Source organism: Leptospira ellinghausenii (assembly GCF_003114815.1).
GTDB lineage: Bacteria > Spirochaetota > Leptospiria > Leptospirales > Leptospiraceae > Leptospira_A > Leptospira_A ellinghausenii.
Genome location: NZ_BFAZ01000009.1, coordinates 1,604,868 through 1,620,924, shown reverse-complemented (window position 1 = coordinate 1,620,924; position 16,057 = coordinate 1,604,868). Strand labels below are relative to the sequence as shown.

The 16,057-nt window shown below is 38.1% G+C and carries 16 protein-coding genes; 7 read left to right on the top strand and 9 right to left on the bottom strand.

Going from position 1 to position 16,057, the window contains the following annotated elements; all coding sequences use genetic code 11:
* Positions 1-41 precede the first annotated feature (41 nt).
* From DI076_RS16190 to DI076_RS16160, 7 genes are read right to left on the bottom strand one after another with little or no spacing between them, the layout of a single operon-like run.
* Positions 42-368, bottom strand: a complete 327-nt coding sequence (locus DI076_RS16190) for an ATP-dependent Clp protease adaptor ClpS (protein ID WP_108961024.1) — start codon at positions 366-368, stop codon at positions 42-44.
* Positions 369-384: 16 nt separating this feature from the next.
* Complete coding sequence (locus DI076_RS16185; protein WP_108960760.1) at positions 385-1,350, bottom strand: transketolase family protein; 966 nt, start codon at positions 1,348-1,350, stop codon at positions 385-387.
* 2 nt (positions 1,351-1,352) lie between these two features.
* On the bottom strand, positions 1,353-2,519 hold the full coding sequence (gene metK / locus DI076_RS16180) for a methionine adenosyltransferase (RefSeq protein ID WP_100717569.1): 1,167 nt from the start codon (positions 2,517-2,519) through the stop codon (positions 1,353-1,355).
* A gap of 11 nt (positions 2,520-2,530) precedes the next feature.
* Positions 2,531-3,283, bottom strand: coding sequence for a lysophospholipid acyltransferase family protein (locus DI076_RS16175; RefSeq protein ID WP_108960759.1), 753 nt, complete (start codon positions 3,281-3,283; stop codon positions 2,531-2,533).
* Entirely contained in the window at positions 3,280-3,972 is a 693-nt protein-coding gene (locus tag DI076_RS16170) for a Rossmann-fold NAD(P)-binding domain-containing protein (RefSeq protein ID WP_108960758.1), read from the bottom strand. The genes DI076_RS16175 and DI076_RS16170 overlap by 4 nt, the downstream gene beginning before the upstream one ends.
* Positions 3,969-4,331, bottom strand: coding sequence for a PilZ domain-containing protein (locus tag DI076_RS16165; RefSeq protein WP_108960757.1), 363 nt, complete (start codon positions 4,329-4,331; stop codon positions 3,969-3,971). The genes DI076_RS16170 and DI076_RS16165 overlap by 4 nt, the downstream gene beginning before the upstream one ends.
* 32 nt (positions 4,332-4,363) lie before the next feature.
* Entirely contained in the window at positions 4,364-5,830 is a 1,467-nt protein-coding gene (locus DI076_RS16160; protein WP_108960756.1) for an MBOAT family O-acyltransferase, read from the bottom strand.
* 128 nt (positions 5,831-5,958) lie between these two features.
* Here DI076_RS16160 and DI076_RS16155 point away from each other — a divergent pair, with 128 nt between their 5' ends.
* On the top strand, positions 5,959-6,465 hold the full coding sequence (locus DI076_RS16155) for a DUF3332 family protein (RefSeq protein ID WP_108960755.1): 507 nt from the start codon (positions 5,959-5,961) through the stop codon (positions 6,463-6,465).
* 52 nt (positions 6,466-6,517) lie between these two features.
* The gene (locus tag DI076_RS16150) at positions 6,518-7,579 is read left to right on the top strand and encodes a hypothetical protein (protein ID WP_108960754.1); all 1,062 of its coding nucleotides are present in this window, start codon (positions 6,518-6,520) and stop codon (positions 7,577-7,579) included.
* 46 nt (positions 7,580-7,625) lie between these two features.
* Here DI076_RS16150 and DI076_RS16145 read toward each other — a convergent pair whose 3' ends face one another.
* Complete coding sequence (locus DI076_RS16145; RefSeq protein WP_108960753.1) at positions 7,626-7,979, bottom strand: single-stranded DNA-binding protein; 354 nt, start codon at positions 7,977-7,979, stop codon at positions 7,626-7,628.
* 156 nt (positions 7,980-8,135) lie between these two features.
* Here DI076_RS16145 and DI076_RS16140 point away from each other — a divergent pair, with 156 nt between their 5' ends.
* The 4 genes from DI076_RS16140 to DI076_RS16125 are packed head-to-tail and all read left to right on the top strand — an operon-like array spanning position 8,136 to position 13,701.
* Positions 8,136-9,638 carry a sensor histidine kinase gene (locus tag DI076_RS16140; protein WP_108960752.1) on the top strand — a complete coding sequence of 501 codons (1,503 nt, stop codon included), beginning with the start codon at positions 8,136-8,138 and terminating at the stop codon, positions 9,636-9,638.
* A complete protein-coding gene (locus DI076_RS16135; RefSeq protein ID WP_108960751.1) occupies positions 9,635-10,033 on the top strand; it encodes a response regulator in 399 nt (132 codons plus the stop codon). The genes DI076_RS16140 and DI076_RS16135 overlap by 4 nt, the downstream gene beginning before the upstream one ends.
* Positions 10,034-10,074: 41 nt before the next feature.
* Positions 10,075-11,625: an FMN-binding glutamate synthase family protein gene (locus DI076_RS16130; RefSeq protein ID WP_174705064.1), complete on the top strand. Its 1,551-nt coding sequence runs from the start codon at positions 10,075-10,077 to the stop codon at positions 11,623-11,625.
* The gene (locus DI076_RS16125; RefSeq protein WP_108960749.1) at positions 11,626-13,701 is read left to right on the top strand and encodes an adenylate/guanylate cyclase domain-containing protein; all 2,076 of its coding nucleotides are present in this window, start codon (positions 11,626-11,628) and stop codon (positions 13,699-13,701) included.
* On the opposite strand, the gene eat is transcribed toward DI076_RS16125, so the two are convergent.
* A complete protein-coding gene (gene eat / locus DI076_RS16120) occupies positions 13,694-15,001 on the bottom strand; it encodes an ethanolamine permease (protein ID WP_108960748.1) in 1,308 nt (435 codons plus the stop codon). The two genes, DI076_RS16125 and eat, sit on opposite strands and share 8 nt — an antisense overlap.
* A gap of 230 nt (positions 15,002-15,231) precedes the next feature.
* On the opposite strand from eat, the gene DI076_RS16115 reads away from it, so the two are divergent.
* On the top strand, positions 15,232-16,053 hold the full coding sequence (locus DI076_RS16115; protein WP_108960747.1) for an LA_0442/LA_0875 N-terminal domain-containing protein: 822 nt from the start codon (positions 15,232-15,234) through the stop codon (positions 16,051-16,053).
* The last annotated feature ends 4 nt before the right edge of the window (positions 16,054-16,057 follow it).

Sequence of the window (16,057 nt, the reverse complement as noted above, 5' to 3'; positions counted from 1 at the left end):
TTCTAAATTAAGTTCATAGAATCAAAATTACGATCTTTATTTTATTGTTCTAAGGTTGCGGTCATGGATCCTTTGGAGGAACTCATACGAGGGTCAGGACCATACTCCAAAATCCGCTCATGGACAAACTCTGCGTGTTCTAATTCTCCAGAAAAGACGATGGTTTTTTTGCGGGTATCCACCTCAACTGCATGTTGGAAGGCTTTTTCCCAAGTCATTTGGCAAACATCCATGAGCATCTCAATGACATACTCATAGGTGTGGTGGTCGTCATCCCACAAAACGACCTTCCATGGGCCGTCATTTTTGGTTGGTTTGATTTCAGTTTCTTCTAAGATAGAAGGTTGGGATGCTCCGGAACCGGTCATGACCGAAGCCCTTCCCTTATTTTTTCTTTTTGGAAATGGCAAGTTCCGCGTGGGAAACTACATCTTTTGCACGAAGGCCAAAATAATCGAGAAGTCCACTCCAAGTTCCTGATTTTCCAAAACTATCCTTCATTCCCACTTTGATGACTGGAACGGGGTATTCTTCAGATAAAAGTTCAGATACAGCAGAACCAAGGCCACCAATGACATTGTGTTCTTCACAAGTCACAACAGCACCACATTCTTTTGCTTTGGCGATGATGACCTCTTTGTCCAAAGGTTTGATTGTTGCCATATTGAGGAGAGTGGCATGGATTCCTTTTTCTTTGAGGAGTCCTACTGCAGTCATGGCTTCGTTCACCATCACTCCATTCGCAATGATACAAACATCCTTACCTTCCGACATCACTTCTGCTTTTCCAATTTGGAATTTGTAGTTTTCACGTTCAATGACAGGAATGGCAGGTCTTCCCACTCTCACATAAACAGGACCTTTGTAGTCAGCAATTGCATGAATCACTTGTTTGGTTTCATTAAAGTCAGATGGGCAAATGACAGTCATTTCTGGAATGACACGCATAATTGCAAAGTCTTCAATACATTGGTGAGAAGCACCATCTTCCCCTACAGTGATACCACCATGAGAAGCTACAAGTTTTACGTTTAACTTCGGATAAACGACACTATTCCTTACCACTTCCCAGGCACGACCAGATAAAAACATAGCAAAACTTGAAGCAAATGGAACAAATCCAGAAAGAGCTAAGCCTGCCGCATGACCAACTAAGTTTTGTTCCGCGACACCTACGTTAAAAAATCTTTCAGGATACTTCTTTTTGAAGTCAGCAGTTTTAGTGGAACCCGAAAGGTCCGCATCTAAAACGACTATATCTTGCCTAGATGCACCTAACTCAACTAAGGCTTCGCCGTATGCATCTCTTGTTGCTTTTTTGTCCGCTGTTGATTGGCTAGGTGCTCCCATGATTATCCTTTTTTTAACGCTTCTGCTTTGTCAGTTTTTTCCCAAGTAAATGTGCTTCCAGTTCTACCAAAATGGCCGTAAGCAGCAGTTTCTTGGTATTTTCTTCCTTTTCCAAGGAGATCCAAACCTTCTACAATTCCTTTTGGAGTGAGTTTGAAGTTTGCAAGTACTCGTTTTGCAATTTCTTCATCAGAAATGGTTCCTGTTCCAAATGTATCGACAAGAACTGATACAGGTTGTGCTACACCAATTGCATATGCTAATTGAACTTCACATTTGTGAGCAAGGCCAGCTGCAACAACGTTTTTCGCAATGTAACGGCCCATATATGCTGCTGAACGGTCTACTTTCGATGGATCTTTTCCAGAGAATGCACCACCACCATGGCGACCCATTCCACCGTAAGTATCGACGATGATTTTACGTCCTGTTAGACCAGTATCACCATGTGGACCACCAATCTCAAATTTTCCAGTTGGGTTAATAAAGTAACGAGTGTTAGTTAATAATTCTTTTGGAATCATTTTTTTGATACACTCTTCAATAACCGCTTCTTCGATTTGTTTATGAGTCACACCAGGTTTGTGTTGAGTGGAAATAACAACAGTATCAACACGTTTTGGTTTTCCGTCTTCGTACTGGATTGTAACTTGTGATTTTGCATCAGGGCGTAACCATTCAATTTTGTTTGTATGGCGCAGTTCCGATAGGTGTTCGAGGAGTTTATGTGAATAATAAAGAGGAGCGGGCATTAACTCTGGAGTTTCTGCAATGGCAAATCCAAACATCAATCCTTGGTCACCAGCACCTTGTTCTGTGTGGAGACCTTCTCCTTCGTTTACCCCTTGGGCAATGTCTGGAGATTGTGCATGGACGTGTGAAGCAACGACAGCAAAGTCAGCATCAAAGTACATATTGATGTCGTTGTATCCAATTTTGCGAATCACATCTCGTGCGATTTCTTGTGTGTCTACTTTTCCCTTACTTGTGATTTCACCAGCAATGACGACAAGATTTGTCGTAACAAGGGTTTCACAAGCAACACGGGACTTTGGATCTTGGGCTAAATACGCATCTAGAATGGCATCAGAAATTTGGTCACAGACTTTGTCCGGGTGTCCTTCAGATACGGACTCGGAAGTGAAGATATAGTTTTTAAGAGAGGACATTTTTTTTTACCTTACTTGGTTAAAGTTTCGTTTTTAGGTGGTACGTCAATAGAATTGTCAGGAAAGAGTCCACGCACGTAAGATTCCAGTGACTCCGCGTTCGCCTGCATTTCCGTTTCCAATTTTTTAGCGTATTCATCGATCTGGCTTTCCGTGAGACCCTTCGGAACAAAGAAGGGTTTTCCATATTGGATGAAGAGCCTGGCCCCAAATTTTGGGAAAAAATGACGGTCCCAACTCCGAAATACATAAGCACGGTCATAACAGGAATGCAGATACAAAATCGGAAATCCAGTGAGAGAGGCAGTTACAATCACACCTGGTTTTACTTCCCTTCTTGGACCCTTGGGCCCGTCCACGGTGAAAATGGGAACGGCTCCTTGTTTCATTTCCTTTAGGATATTACGAAATGCACCTGTTCCACCCCTTGTTGAGGATCCTCGTACGGAACGAAGGCCTGACCGAGCAAATGTTTGGTGGATAATTTCACCATCTTTTGATTGGGACACAAGTGCCACCATGTCCGCTTTTTTCTTTCGTTTTAAGTACTGCGTTGCATGCCTGTACAATGAAAGTGTTGTTTCATGAAACACCGCGATGATGTAATCCCTTCCTTGTTCGATCACATTTGTTGATTCCTGAGGGATGATCAACTTTTGGTTTCGTACGAAAAGATACCAAACTCTTACAATGAAGTGAACTACAAAACTTAAGATAATGTATTTGGTTTTGGAATAGGGTTTTTGTTTATTATCTGGAATCAAAAAGAATGGTCCTTACCGATCTCCCACAGAATATCGTTTTCATAAATTTTTACCATCGGTTTGGATGGATTTGTAGGTTTATCTTTTAACAAGGAATAAATCATAGATTTGGCAACATATTCTGCTTGGATGGGTTTGTATTTTTTTAAACCAAATAATCCAAATGGAATGATGTGACCAAGTACCTCGCCAACTTTTTCCCCGATCCGGAGTTCTTCTCGTTCTCCTATGAGAAGGGAAGGCCTAAAGATTCCTAAAAAAGGAAATGAAAGTGCCATTAATTCCTTTTCCAATTCTCCTTTCACTCGGTTGTAAAAAATGGAAGAGCTAGCATCTGAACCCATCGCAGTAATGATATAAAAACCTGGGACATTTTTTTCCTTCGCTTGTTTTGCAGCAAGGAGTGGATAGTCATAATCAATTTCTCTAAATTTCTCCTGACTCCCAGCTTTTCCTATGGTTGTACCCAAACAACAAAACACGGCATCAATTCCATCTGGAACACTCACCTTACCTGTCTGGAAATCGTCCCAAGTGACTTTTATCACTTCAATGGGAAGATTTGGTTTGGATGAGTTTTCAAAATGACGAGCCCAAACGATCACTTTTTTGATCTGAGGGTAAAATAGAAGTGAAAGTAACACTTGTTTACCGACAAGACCTGTTCCACCAAGTAACAATATTTTCATTTTATCTCCAAACTTCTTGCGAGCATCGAGTCAGTTAAATTGATTTTTTCTAAAAATTGAATTCCAGCGATATGATAAATGACGTTTTTGATCTTGGAAGTTTGGGTCCACATGATGGTGCCTTCAAAAAACAACCGTTTTGTGCCTTTTGCCCAAACAATACTTCCGAGTACTAGTGATTCGATTTCATCACCAAGTAAATCGTCTTCTCCCAAAAAACAAAGTCCCTCTTCAGAAATGTTTCCTAATTTTCCAAATAGAGTGATCCCTTCGAGATCCAAATGGACTTCAAATTCGGAAAAATCACCTGGGGAAATTCTGGGAAGCCTTCGCTCACTTTCCATAGCAACAAAATACATGGATTCCTAGAATTGGAAACGAAAAAAGCAAATTAGAACTGAAAGTAGATGAACGGAACCGAGTTTTCGGGTGTAGCTAAATTTAAGACAAGAAAGAGAATTGGATACATCGCAAATTCAAAACTGGCAGGGATTTTTTTCCCTTTTCCCTTTTCAAAGAGAAAATAACCGATGGCATGACCAATCGTCAGAAAACCAATGATCCAAAGGAAATCTTTCCACATATAGGGACGTAAATTTCCATCTTGGAAAAGGAAAATCCCTTTTAAATGGATCCAAGCATTTTCCCAAGTAAGCGAGCGGAAAAAAACCGCACCTAAAAAGAAAATGGAATTATTGAGTACATTTTGAAACAGCCAAATAGGAATTTGAACGAGTGACGAAAATTGGCCAGAAGTAGTTTCTTTTTTGTCAGGAAACCACTCTTTCCAAACCTCTTCCAAAACATAAAAAAATCCATTTAAGGAACCCCAGAACACAAAAGTCCATTGGGCACCATGCCAAACACCACTCACAAACATGGTAAACCATAAATTAAACTTGCGACGTACGGAAGTTACACGGCTCCCACCCATAGGGATATAAATATAGTCTCGTAACCAAGAATTGAGTGTCATATGCCACCTTCGCCAAAAGCCAGATACGGATGTGGCGAGAAATGGTAAATTAAAATTGGTAGGCAATTTGTACCCGAGTAACATGGCACTGCCGATGGCCATATCCGAATACCCACTAAAATCCAAATACACCTGGATTCCACCAAGAGCTGCTGCAATGAGCAAAGCATAAGCATGATGACCTGCTGGATTTGCATAAATGGCATCAATTGTTGGTGCAACCATATCAGAGAGTACAGCCTTTTTAAAATAACCTAACATAAAAAAACGAATCGCAACACGAAATTCAATTTCTTCTAATTTTTTAGGACTGTACAACTGGGGCATAAAGGTCCTTGCAGTGACAATGGGACCTGCAACAAGTTGTGGGAAAAAACTCACAAATAATGCAAACCGAATAAAATCAGTTTCCGCTGGAATTTCTTTGCGATAAACATCAATCGTATAAGACAATGATTGGAATGTAAAAAAGGAAATCCCTGCTGGCAAAATGATTTTTAAAACTGGCAGCATGTCACCACCAAACAATACATTGGTGACGGAATTCATAGAAGTCACAACAAAATTATAGTATTTAAAAAATCCTAGGATAAAAACTAAGTTTGTGATCAAACTAAAGAGTAATAAATAATACCTTATTTTTTCTCTCGTTTCATTTGCAAGTTTGAGACCCACATAAAAGTCGATAGCCGTGGATAACAAGATCAGTGCACCAAAACGATAATCCCAAGACATGTAGAAAAAATAACTACTGATGAGTAGGAATATGTGTAAGATGCGAGTCTCTTTAGATTGGTTCGAAAAGAGTGTTGGGAACAAATACCAAACAGTAAAAAAGACAAAAAGAAAGAAGACAAAGTATTCAAAATCAGAAAAGATCAATGGGTTCGCCTTCTATTGAGACCAGAATCATCGAAAAAATACCAGTGTCAATCATTTCGACTTGCAGAACATTCCCATTTCACTTATGATTGGACACTAGTTTTCAACTAAAAACATAGAGGTAGAAAATGAAAAAAATATTAAAAACAGCTCTAGTAGGGTTATTGTCATTCGGCCTTCTTTCCAATTGTTTTGGAAAATTTGGTGCTATCAAGGCAGTATATTCGTTTAATGCAGGGATTCAAATTGGATCAGGAAAATTAGCAAGTTTCTTTCGTTCCTTGTTAATGATTTTTCCATTATACATAGCGTATGGAATTGGTAGTTTCTTGGACATTCTTGTGTTCAACTTAATTGAATTCTGGACAGACCGTAATCCAATTGCCATGGCTGAGTATGACTTTGATGGAAAACTAGTGAAAGAATACACTGAGAATGGACAAACCATCACTCTTACATACACAGAATGGGGTAAAGTTTTAAGAATGGATGCTCCTACTGCAAAAGGTGTTGAGTCAGTTTACTTTTTAAAAGACAAACCTGAAAAAGCATACAGACTGATCAATGGAAAGTATGTCGAAATCCAACAAGTGAGTGGACCAATCCTTCCTCCAATGAGTGCAAAACACATCTAAGACCATCATTGCCCCTAATTTTAGGGGCAATCCTTTGCCGATACTCTACTATATGAAACGAATTCCTTTTGTCGTATTCCTTTTGCAATTTGTTTGGGGGTGCCAAACACCACAACAGGTGATGATTCCGACTTTTCCTAAACAATCTGAACAAATCAATTTGAATCGAATCAAAATGATCACCAAACAAGAGGCAAATCCAAGCCATGAATCAAATTCCAAAAAACCCCTCGCCCAAGAACCAGGAGTGAGTGTTGAATATTCAGAAAATAAAATTCCTTTTATCCAATTAGATTTATTTTTTGAAGATGCGGGTATTAGCATCATTGAAGAAATCATCGCGGGCACCATCATAGACCATCATATTGTTGTCTTAAACCAAAAAGGAGAAATCATCGCAAAACAACCAGTTAACTTCCAAGCCTATGAAATTTTGGAAACTAAAACAGAAGTGATGCGAAATAAGGTGATTGTTGGAGAATCTAAAAAACCAGTGAAGGTGAATAGTACAACTCCAGAAACTAGGATCTCCAGAGAGGCCATCGAAAGACAGTATTCAGATCGTGATACTGTTCCTCAGGTTCTCGAAATTTTTGAAGGAAAAGTTCCCTCTCCTGGGGAATACATCAGTATCTATTTAGAATTAACGTATGTTCTACCTTATTTGGAACCAAATTGTGAATCGTATGGCGGAAATTGTTTTGGCGCCAAACAAAAATTTTTCGATGATGTGACTTCACGGAATCGTCGTGAATTGGATATTTTAAGAATTCGTTATGTCAATGGCGAAATTGCACAATTTCCAAACTTATCCGCAGAAGAACAGACAGAATTTAAAACAAATATTAAATCAAAAATAGATTCTTCCAATGGAACGTATGGACCCAAACATACGTTTACAAAATTTTTCTTTAGAGAATGGAACTTAGTATCTTCACCACGGTATTTTCGCATTCTTTCCGTTGGCAAACTAGGAAAACAAACCATAATGGAAGAAGACAAACGAACCGAGGAATCAAAAGAAAATTCACAATCGGAAAAAGATGATAACCATTCTATCTTTGATTCTCCAACCCATACAAAACATAAAAAGAGAACCATCACAACTCCATAACATTCAAAAACGCGGGTGCTTGGTGTCACAAACACCCGTGTTCCAGTTATGCTACTTTTTCTTCTCGTTTCTTTATACTATCGAATCGAACAGTAGATGCCGTGACTTTCACTCTTGATTTATTTTCTCCATCTGGAGTTTTCCATCGGTTTTGTTTTAAATTGCCCATCACTGTCACTTTACTTCCTTTTTTTAAGTACTCCACACAGTTTTCACCCAACTTTTCCCAAGCTTCCACTTCAAAAAAGGAAACATCATCCTTTTCCTTTGCATCTGGGTTGTTTTGAGAGTGATTGACTGCCACCGTGAATTGTGCCAGTGACTTACCTCCAGCAATTGTTTTCTCTTCTGGATCAGAAGTTAAATTCCCATCTAAGATGATGTACGATAGATTTTTCATTTGAGTATCCCTATTACAGTTTTATTAGCCACATCTCCTATAGGTGAAAAACTTGAGTGATGGTTAAAAAAAATGTTATCTCAAGGGATTTTATTCATGCTAAAAAAAAACTGATTTGGGATAGACAACCGGATTCTTCTCTTATTGAATTAGAGTGTGGCACTTCCCGATTCCGAAATTTTGCAATTATTAACCTCGATTAGCCGAGAATTGGTATGTTTACACGAAACTGATGGGACTTATATTTATGTGAGCCCCAATTCTAAATCCATCATCGGATATGAACCGGAGGAACTTATTGGAAAAAATCCTTATGATTTTCTTCATCCAGATGACAGGAGGTTAATTTTTGAAAGATCACACCAACCTCTTTTACGAGGTGAAGAAAACATCCACCCCACTTTCCGCTTCTTACATAAAAATGGAACTTATATTTGGTTACAATCAGACAATCGATTGACCACTCATTCCTTAACAGGAAAAAATTATCTACACACATCTTCTCGCGATATCTCAGAAAAAATAGAATCCGATGCAAACTTAGCTTTGTCCGAACGTAAGTTCAAAACCTTATTCCGCGATTCCCCCATTGGACTTGTCTTAACGAGCACACATGGTTACATCGATGATGTCAATGAAGCCTTCGCGAAATTTTTAGGTTATGAAACCTTTGAACTTTTAGGAAAACATTTTTCTGAAATTAGTTCCACAGGAGAACTCGAAGAAAATTTACGGTATCGAGATTCTGTCCAAAAAGGAATGATCGATCATTATTCTATTGAAAAACAATATGTACATAAACTAGGACATTTGGTTTGGGCATACATCACAGTTACTGTGTTACGCGATGATTCAGGAGAAGCAATTTATTATTTAGCACAAATTATCGATATCGATGAACGAAAAAAAACAGAAACCCAACTTTTAGAAAACAATGAATTTTTAAAAGCCACTAAAAATTCCCTTCTCATCCAAAACAAACAACTCCAATCTTATAATCAAATTATCTCCCATCATTTAAGGGCACCTGTCAGTAATCTCAGAAGTTTATTGGATTTATTAAAGATCACAGGTGTAGAGGAAGAACGAAGGGAATTACAAAATCACTTGGAAGAAGTGACTGAAAATTTGGAAACCGTACTTTCCGAACTCATCACAACCTTAAAAATCCAAAGTTTGGAAAATTACCGACCAGAATGGATCTCCATCCTTCTTACCTTTCAAAAAGTGCAAAAACTGATGGAAGGAGAATTCCAGAAAAAAAACGTCCACATCGAACTCAATGTGACAGAAAAAGAATTGGTTTTTGTTTCCAAAGAATACCTAGAAACCTTATTTTTACAACTCATTAGCAATTCACTTCAATTTGCAGATCCGTCTCGGGAACTACGAATCGGGGTAGAATCCTTTTCAATGGGTTCCGAAACGACAATTTCCTTCTCAGATAATGGATTAGGGGTTGATTTATCTCGGTACGGGGATCAAATTTTTCAGCTGAAGAAGACTTTTCATCGTCAGATGAGTGGGAAAGGTCTCGGTTTATTTTTAATGAAATATACGATGGAATCATTGGGCGGAAGAGTCGAAGTCAGATCGAAACCTGGGGAAGGCGCAACGTTTTTGCTTCATTTTCCGAATGGGAGTGCCGCCAACGCATGACTCCCAGAATTTGTATCATCGATGATGACAAAATTTACCAATTCACAACGAAGAAGATCATTGCCAATGCTGGCATTTCTGGCGAGGTTTTGGTATTTTCAGATGCAGAGAATGCACTTAGTTTTTTCCAATCTGAAGCGAATAACACATCAATACTTCCTGATATTATATTTTTGGATATCAATATGCCTTTTATGGATGGTTGGCAATTCTTAGAAGCAATTGAACCTTTACTTTCCAAATTCCCAAAACAGATTCAAATTTATTTGGTAAGTTCTTCGGTAGACGATGCGGATACAGAAAGAGCAGCAAAAATTCCTTATGTCTCTGGTTATATTTTTAAACCATTTACCAAAGAAAAACTTTTGGATTCTTTGGCTCATCTACAATCTTAGCTTGTCAATAACTTAGTTCGAAGGTAGATATGGATGCAAAAATGATGAACACAATTTTGAATTGGATCGAAACAAATCCTATCTCTGCCACTTGGATCGGATTGTTTTTATTTTTAGCACTCGTTTTCCTTCGAGACATCACACAAAAAAAGCACACCATTCAAAGGAATTTTCCCATCGTTGGAAGGTTACGTTACTTTTTAGAAATGATTGGTCCCGAACTCAGGCAGTACTGGGTCGCCAATGACAAAGAAGAAAGACCATTTGATCGCACAGAAAGGAGTTGGATTTACGCAACTGCCAAAGGCCAAAATAATAATTTTGGATTTGGAACTACAGAGATCCAATACGAACCTGGTTACCCCATCATTAAACACAAAGCATTTCCTTATCCTGAATCGAAAGCATATGTTCACAACAGTGACCCGAGTTGTATTCCCTGTCTTAAGGTCATTGGGCCGAACCGAAAATTTCCATACAGACCTTATTCCATCGTAAATATTTCAGCCATGTCATTTGGTTCCCTTGGAAAAAATGCGGTTTTAGCTCTCAATCGTGGAGCAAGAGATTCAGGTTCTTACCATAACACTGGTGAGGGGGGACTTAGCAACTACCATAAGGAAGGTGCTGATATTGTTTGGCAAATTGGAACTGGATACTTTGGTGCAAGAGACAATTCTGGAAAATTTAACTTAGATGTTTTAAAAGAAAAAGTCGGAAATAATGCCTGCGTAAAAATGATCGAGATCAAATTATCACAAGGCGCCAAACCAGGAAAAGGTGGTATTTTACCTGCTAAAAAGGTAAACGCTGAGATCGCGTCAATTCGACATGTTCCTGAAGGAAAAGATTGTATATCACCTAACTCACACAGTGAGTTCACAAATGTAAAAGAACTAGTGTCTTTTATCGAAAAGATAGCGAATGGAACAGGTTTGCCTGTTGGGATCAAAAGTGCAGTTGGCGAAATTGAGTTCTGGGAAGAATTAGCAGAAGAAATGAAACGTACCTCACAAGGTCCTGATTTTATTACCATCGATGGTGGTGAAGGGGGAACTGGTGCTGCCCCACTAACATATGCAGACCATGTATCCTTACCCTTTAAAATTGGTTTCCAACGAGTGTACACTTTGTTCCAAAAAGAAGGTTTATCTGACAGAGTGGTATGGATAGGTTCAGGAAAATTGGGTTTTCCTGACCGAGCCGTTGTCGCCATTGCGATGGGTTGTGATCTCATCAACATCGCAAGGGAAGCCATGTTATCGATTGGTTGTATCCAAGCCCAAAAATGCCATACAGACCATTGTCCTGCTGGTGTAGCTACACAAAACTGGTGGTTACAACGTGGAGTCGATCCAGAAATCAAAGGCAAACGAGCAGCCAAATACATCCAAGGTTTTCGCAAGGAACTTTTAAGTTTGGCTCATTCTTGTGGATACGAACACCCAGGCCAATTTACAGGCCAAGACATTGAAATCAGTATGGGAATGAATCGTTACCAAACCTTGGAAGGATTACTCGGATACAAACGAGATGAAGTAAAATTTACAAAATTGCAGGATTATACAGTTTTTCCAAAACGACAAGCCTAGATGAAAAAACTCATTTTGATATCTCTTCTATTCCTGGTTAGTTGTTTGTCAGAAGAAAGAAATGTAAACAAAGAAGCAAAAAATGGATTTATCAATTTAAAGAATCATTCGTTTCCATTGGAACCTTTTGTGGCTCTAACTGGGGAATGGAAGTTTTATTGGAATACCTCTCCAGAAAACATCCAAGAATCAAATTTGGATCGTATTCTCAATTTGCCCCAACATTGGAATGGATACCAAATGGACTATGGAAAACTTTCTGGATTTGGTCATGCAACTTTTCGTATGCATCTCGAATTACCAGAGGACTTACAAGAGACAATGGCGCTTACAGTGCATGAACAAGACACCTCTTATGCAATTTATATCAATGGAAAGTACTACGGAGGATCGGGGATACCGGCAAGTAACACCATTCACTTCCTTCCGATGGTTAAGTCCACCATTGTTGTTTTACCACACAATAAAAACCTTACGATTGATTTGTATGTAGCCAATTATGTTCACAGAAAGGGTGGAGTTTGGAACGATATTGTTTTGTCATCATATACCAAAGCAGAGAATCGCCTCACCAAACATAAGATAAACGAAACAATCTTGTCTTCAATATTTGCCTTTGTTGGAATTTTCTTTTTAGTAATGTATTTTTACAATCGAGATGGAAGGCAAACTTTAGGAATCTTTTTGTTCTCCTTAGCTGTACTACTCAGAACCATATCAACTGGCGAACGAATTGTACTCGAATTTATCGATATGCCGTACTGGGCACTGCTTCGATTGGAGTATGTATCTTGGTACTGGTCTGCACCTCTACTCTATCATTATTTTTATACAATTTTTCCATATGACTTTTCTAAAAAGGTTGGCAATGTTTTTTACTTTCTCTCTGCGATTTTAACTCTGGGGCTCTTTTTGCCACCAGTATATTTCACAGAAACTGCTTCCATCTACCCAATTGCATTTGTATTAAATGGACTTTTTATTCTGTTTTACTTATTCAGAGCGTACCAAAAAAGCCGGATGGAAGCAAAACCTTTGTTATTCGGAATAGGACTCATTTTGATTGGAGCAAGTAATGATGTTTTACATGCACAAGCAGTGATCCATACCACTTACATTGGTCCTTCAACAGTTGTGATCTTTGTCTTTTTGCAAGTATTTACCTTTGGAAGAATCGTTAGACAAAACATCGTCAAAACCTTAGAGTTTGCTGAGGAACAAAAACAATTCAGTTCTTCCTTTAGTCGATTTGTTCCCACTGAATTTTTATACCATCTAGGGAAAAATGACATCCGACAAGTTGACTTGGGAGACCAAGTCCAAAAACGGATGACTGTATTATTTGCAGACATTCGTTCCTTTACCGAATTTTCTGAAACACTTACTCCAAAAGAAAACTTTGATTTTCTAAATAGTTATCTCCAACGCGTTGGACCAATCATCCGTCATAATAATGGGTTTATTGATAAATTCATTGGTGATGCAGTGATGGCATTATTCCCATATAATATCAGTGATGCGGTAAAGGCTGCTGTTGAAATGCAAGAGGCAATTCGAATTTACAATAGCCATCGAGCCAATTGTGGTTATATTCCCATTGAAGTTGGGATAGGAATCCATACAGGAAATTTAACACTCGGAATTTTAGGTGAACACAAACGAATGGAAGGAACCGTAATTTCTGATGCAGTGAATTTAGCATCTAGAATTGAAGGGATCACAAAACTATTCTCTTCTAGGATCGTCATCAGTGCGGAAACATTTATCGAAGCGTCTGACAATTTAGGGTTTCACTACCGATTATTGGATCGAGTAAATATCAAAGGTAAAACAGAATCAGTTTTTGTTGTTGAGGTGTTAGATGGTTATGAGCCAGAAAAATCGAAACGTTTAATTGCTTGTAAAGACGATTACACTCTTGCCCTCGATGCATATCGTAGGGAAGATTTTGAAGAAGCAAAAGAAGGTTTTGCTTCCCTATTAGATAAAAATCCTGATGATTCAGTATCGCGTCTTTTTTTAGAACGTTGTAAAGATGCTCTCGAAAAATCCAAACTCGAGTCTGGCACTAGTTAATTGATTTGTTTCGGAATTGGTTCAATCGATACCCAATTCCCAATACGATCCCAACAAAAAAAACACCAATCGTTAACTTTGGTTCTGCATAAAATACAGATCCAAACGCAAAAATACCAAATCCCATCGCGATGAAAGGCAAAATTGGATACAAAGGAGCCTTATAAGGTCGATCTAAATTGGGTTCTCTTTTTCGCAAAAAAAGATAAGATACCAAACAAAGTAAATACATACCACAAGCACCTAATGCGGATATGGTAATGAGTTCTGCAGTATTCAAAAACAACATACAAAAAATTCCGACAACTCCACCAGAGATGACAGCATTTTGAGGGACAACCGATCCTTTGGTCAATTGAGATAAATAATTTGGAAGGTAACCTTCTTTACTCATTGCATATAACAACCTTGAATTGCCCAAAATAATCCCAAAAAGAGAAGCTACAAGTCCGAATAATCCAATAAAAGTAAACAAAATGGGCCAAATTGATTCGGATCCATATAATGAGTTTAATACATAGGACAAAGGATATTCAATATTAGCAATGTCCTTTGTATTTGTTACCGAAGCTGTGAATCCATAAATCATACCTGCTAAACAAAGTAAGGTGATGATACCAGCAATATAACCTTTCGGTATGTCTTTTGCAGGATTTTTTACTTCTTCCGCTGCTAATGCAACTCCTTCAACGGCTAGAAAAAACCAAATCGCAAAGGGAATGGAAGTGAATACCGCAGAAAAAGAAATATTTGTCTCATTCTTCCAATTTGGAATTTGATCCAAAGAGAGATGTGGGACCAATAATCCTAAATACAATAAAAGTCCAATCACTGCGATAAAAGTTACAAATAATTCAAATCTAGCAGTTTGTTTGATTCCAGTTAAATTCATGAGTAACAATAACAAAAACATACCAACTCCTGCATAAAGTGAAGGAATGATAGGGAATAAAAAATGTATGTATCCACCTAATGCAGATGCAATGGCTGGCGGCGCTAATAAAAATTCCACTAGTACGAGATAACCAGTAAAAAATCCGAATGTATCACCTAAGGCACGTTTGGCATATGCAGAAGGACCGCCTGCTTGTGGGATACTTGCTGCAAGTTCCGTAAAACAAAGAGCAAACATTACATAAAAAATGGCAATCCATACAATGGAGATTCCAAACTCCCAAAAGTTTGCATTTGACCATCCAAAGTTCCAACCAAAGTAATCTCCTGAAATGACAAGTCCAACTGCCATTCCCCATAAATGTACTGAATGAAGGGCTTTGTGTAATTTTGGAGTTTCGTTCATTTTTGCTCACTCGATTGATATTGTAGTTAATTCCACATTGGTATGATCTTTGTATGATTTATGTCTTCCTATTTTTTTACATAAGGAATGACTCAATAGAACACTGGTTCGATGGAGTCATTTGTTGCAAAATTGACACGTTATTTCCAAAAATCTTTAAATTTCTTAATTGCAATTGAGAAAGAGACTAGTATTTATAGGAGAAATCCTAGATTTATCGGTATTTTCAAATGCGAAACTGCAATCTAACATTCCTTATCCTCTTTTTCTTTCTTTTTTTACCTCTTCATGCCGTTCAAACAATTCTTTTGAAACAAGGAAAGTCTGTGAAAGGTATCATTACCAATCAAAACGTTGAGAACGTTGAAATTGATACACAAGATGGGAAACACATGGTGATTTCCAAAAAATCAGTCTTAAAAATTCTCTATAAAGACTTAGCGGAAGCGGAAGAAGAAAAAATTAGAAAAGAAGAAGAAGAGAAACGAAAACTAGAAAAAGAAAAAGCAATCGCAGCCAAACAAGAAGAGATACGTAAAAGACGTGAAGCCCTGGCAGAACAAGAAGCAGCAAATCGTACAAAATCAAATGAAGGAACAAAAGTCACACATAGTTTACGGGATTCTTTTGTTCTCACTTCTGTAGCCGATGGTAATATGATCACTCTCGCACCCGAATCAGCCAAATGCCAAACGTTCCAAGAATACCCAGAGTATTTTTGGTTGTTTGGTGGTTTAAGATTCTCAGAACCTGATTGGAATGTTCTTTTGCCCAAAGATAGTAGACCTGTTCGTATCCGCCAAACATCGACTTGGAAAGACCTTGCGATCACTCTTCTTGGTGGATTTGCAATTACAATCACAAGAAAAACCATTATCGTAGATGTTTGTGAAGGGAATGGATATCGTATGGTTTCGGATTCGGAAATCAATCGAATCAAAGAAGAAGCCGTCGAACAAATCAAAACCGAACAAGAGTTAAAAGAAGCCGAAGAAAAATACGAACTCGAATTACTTGAAAAAGATTTAGAAGCTTTGAAAAAGAAAAAATAACAAA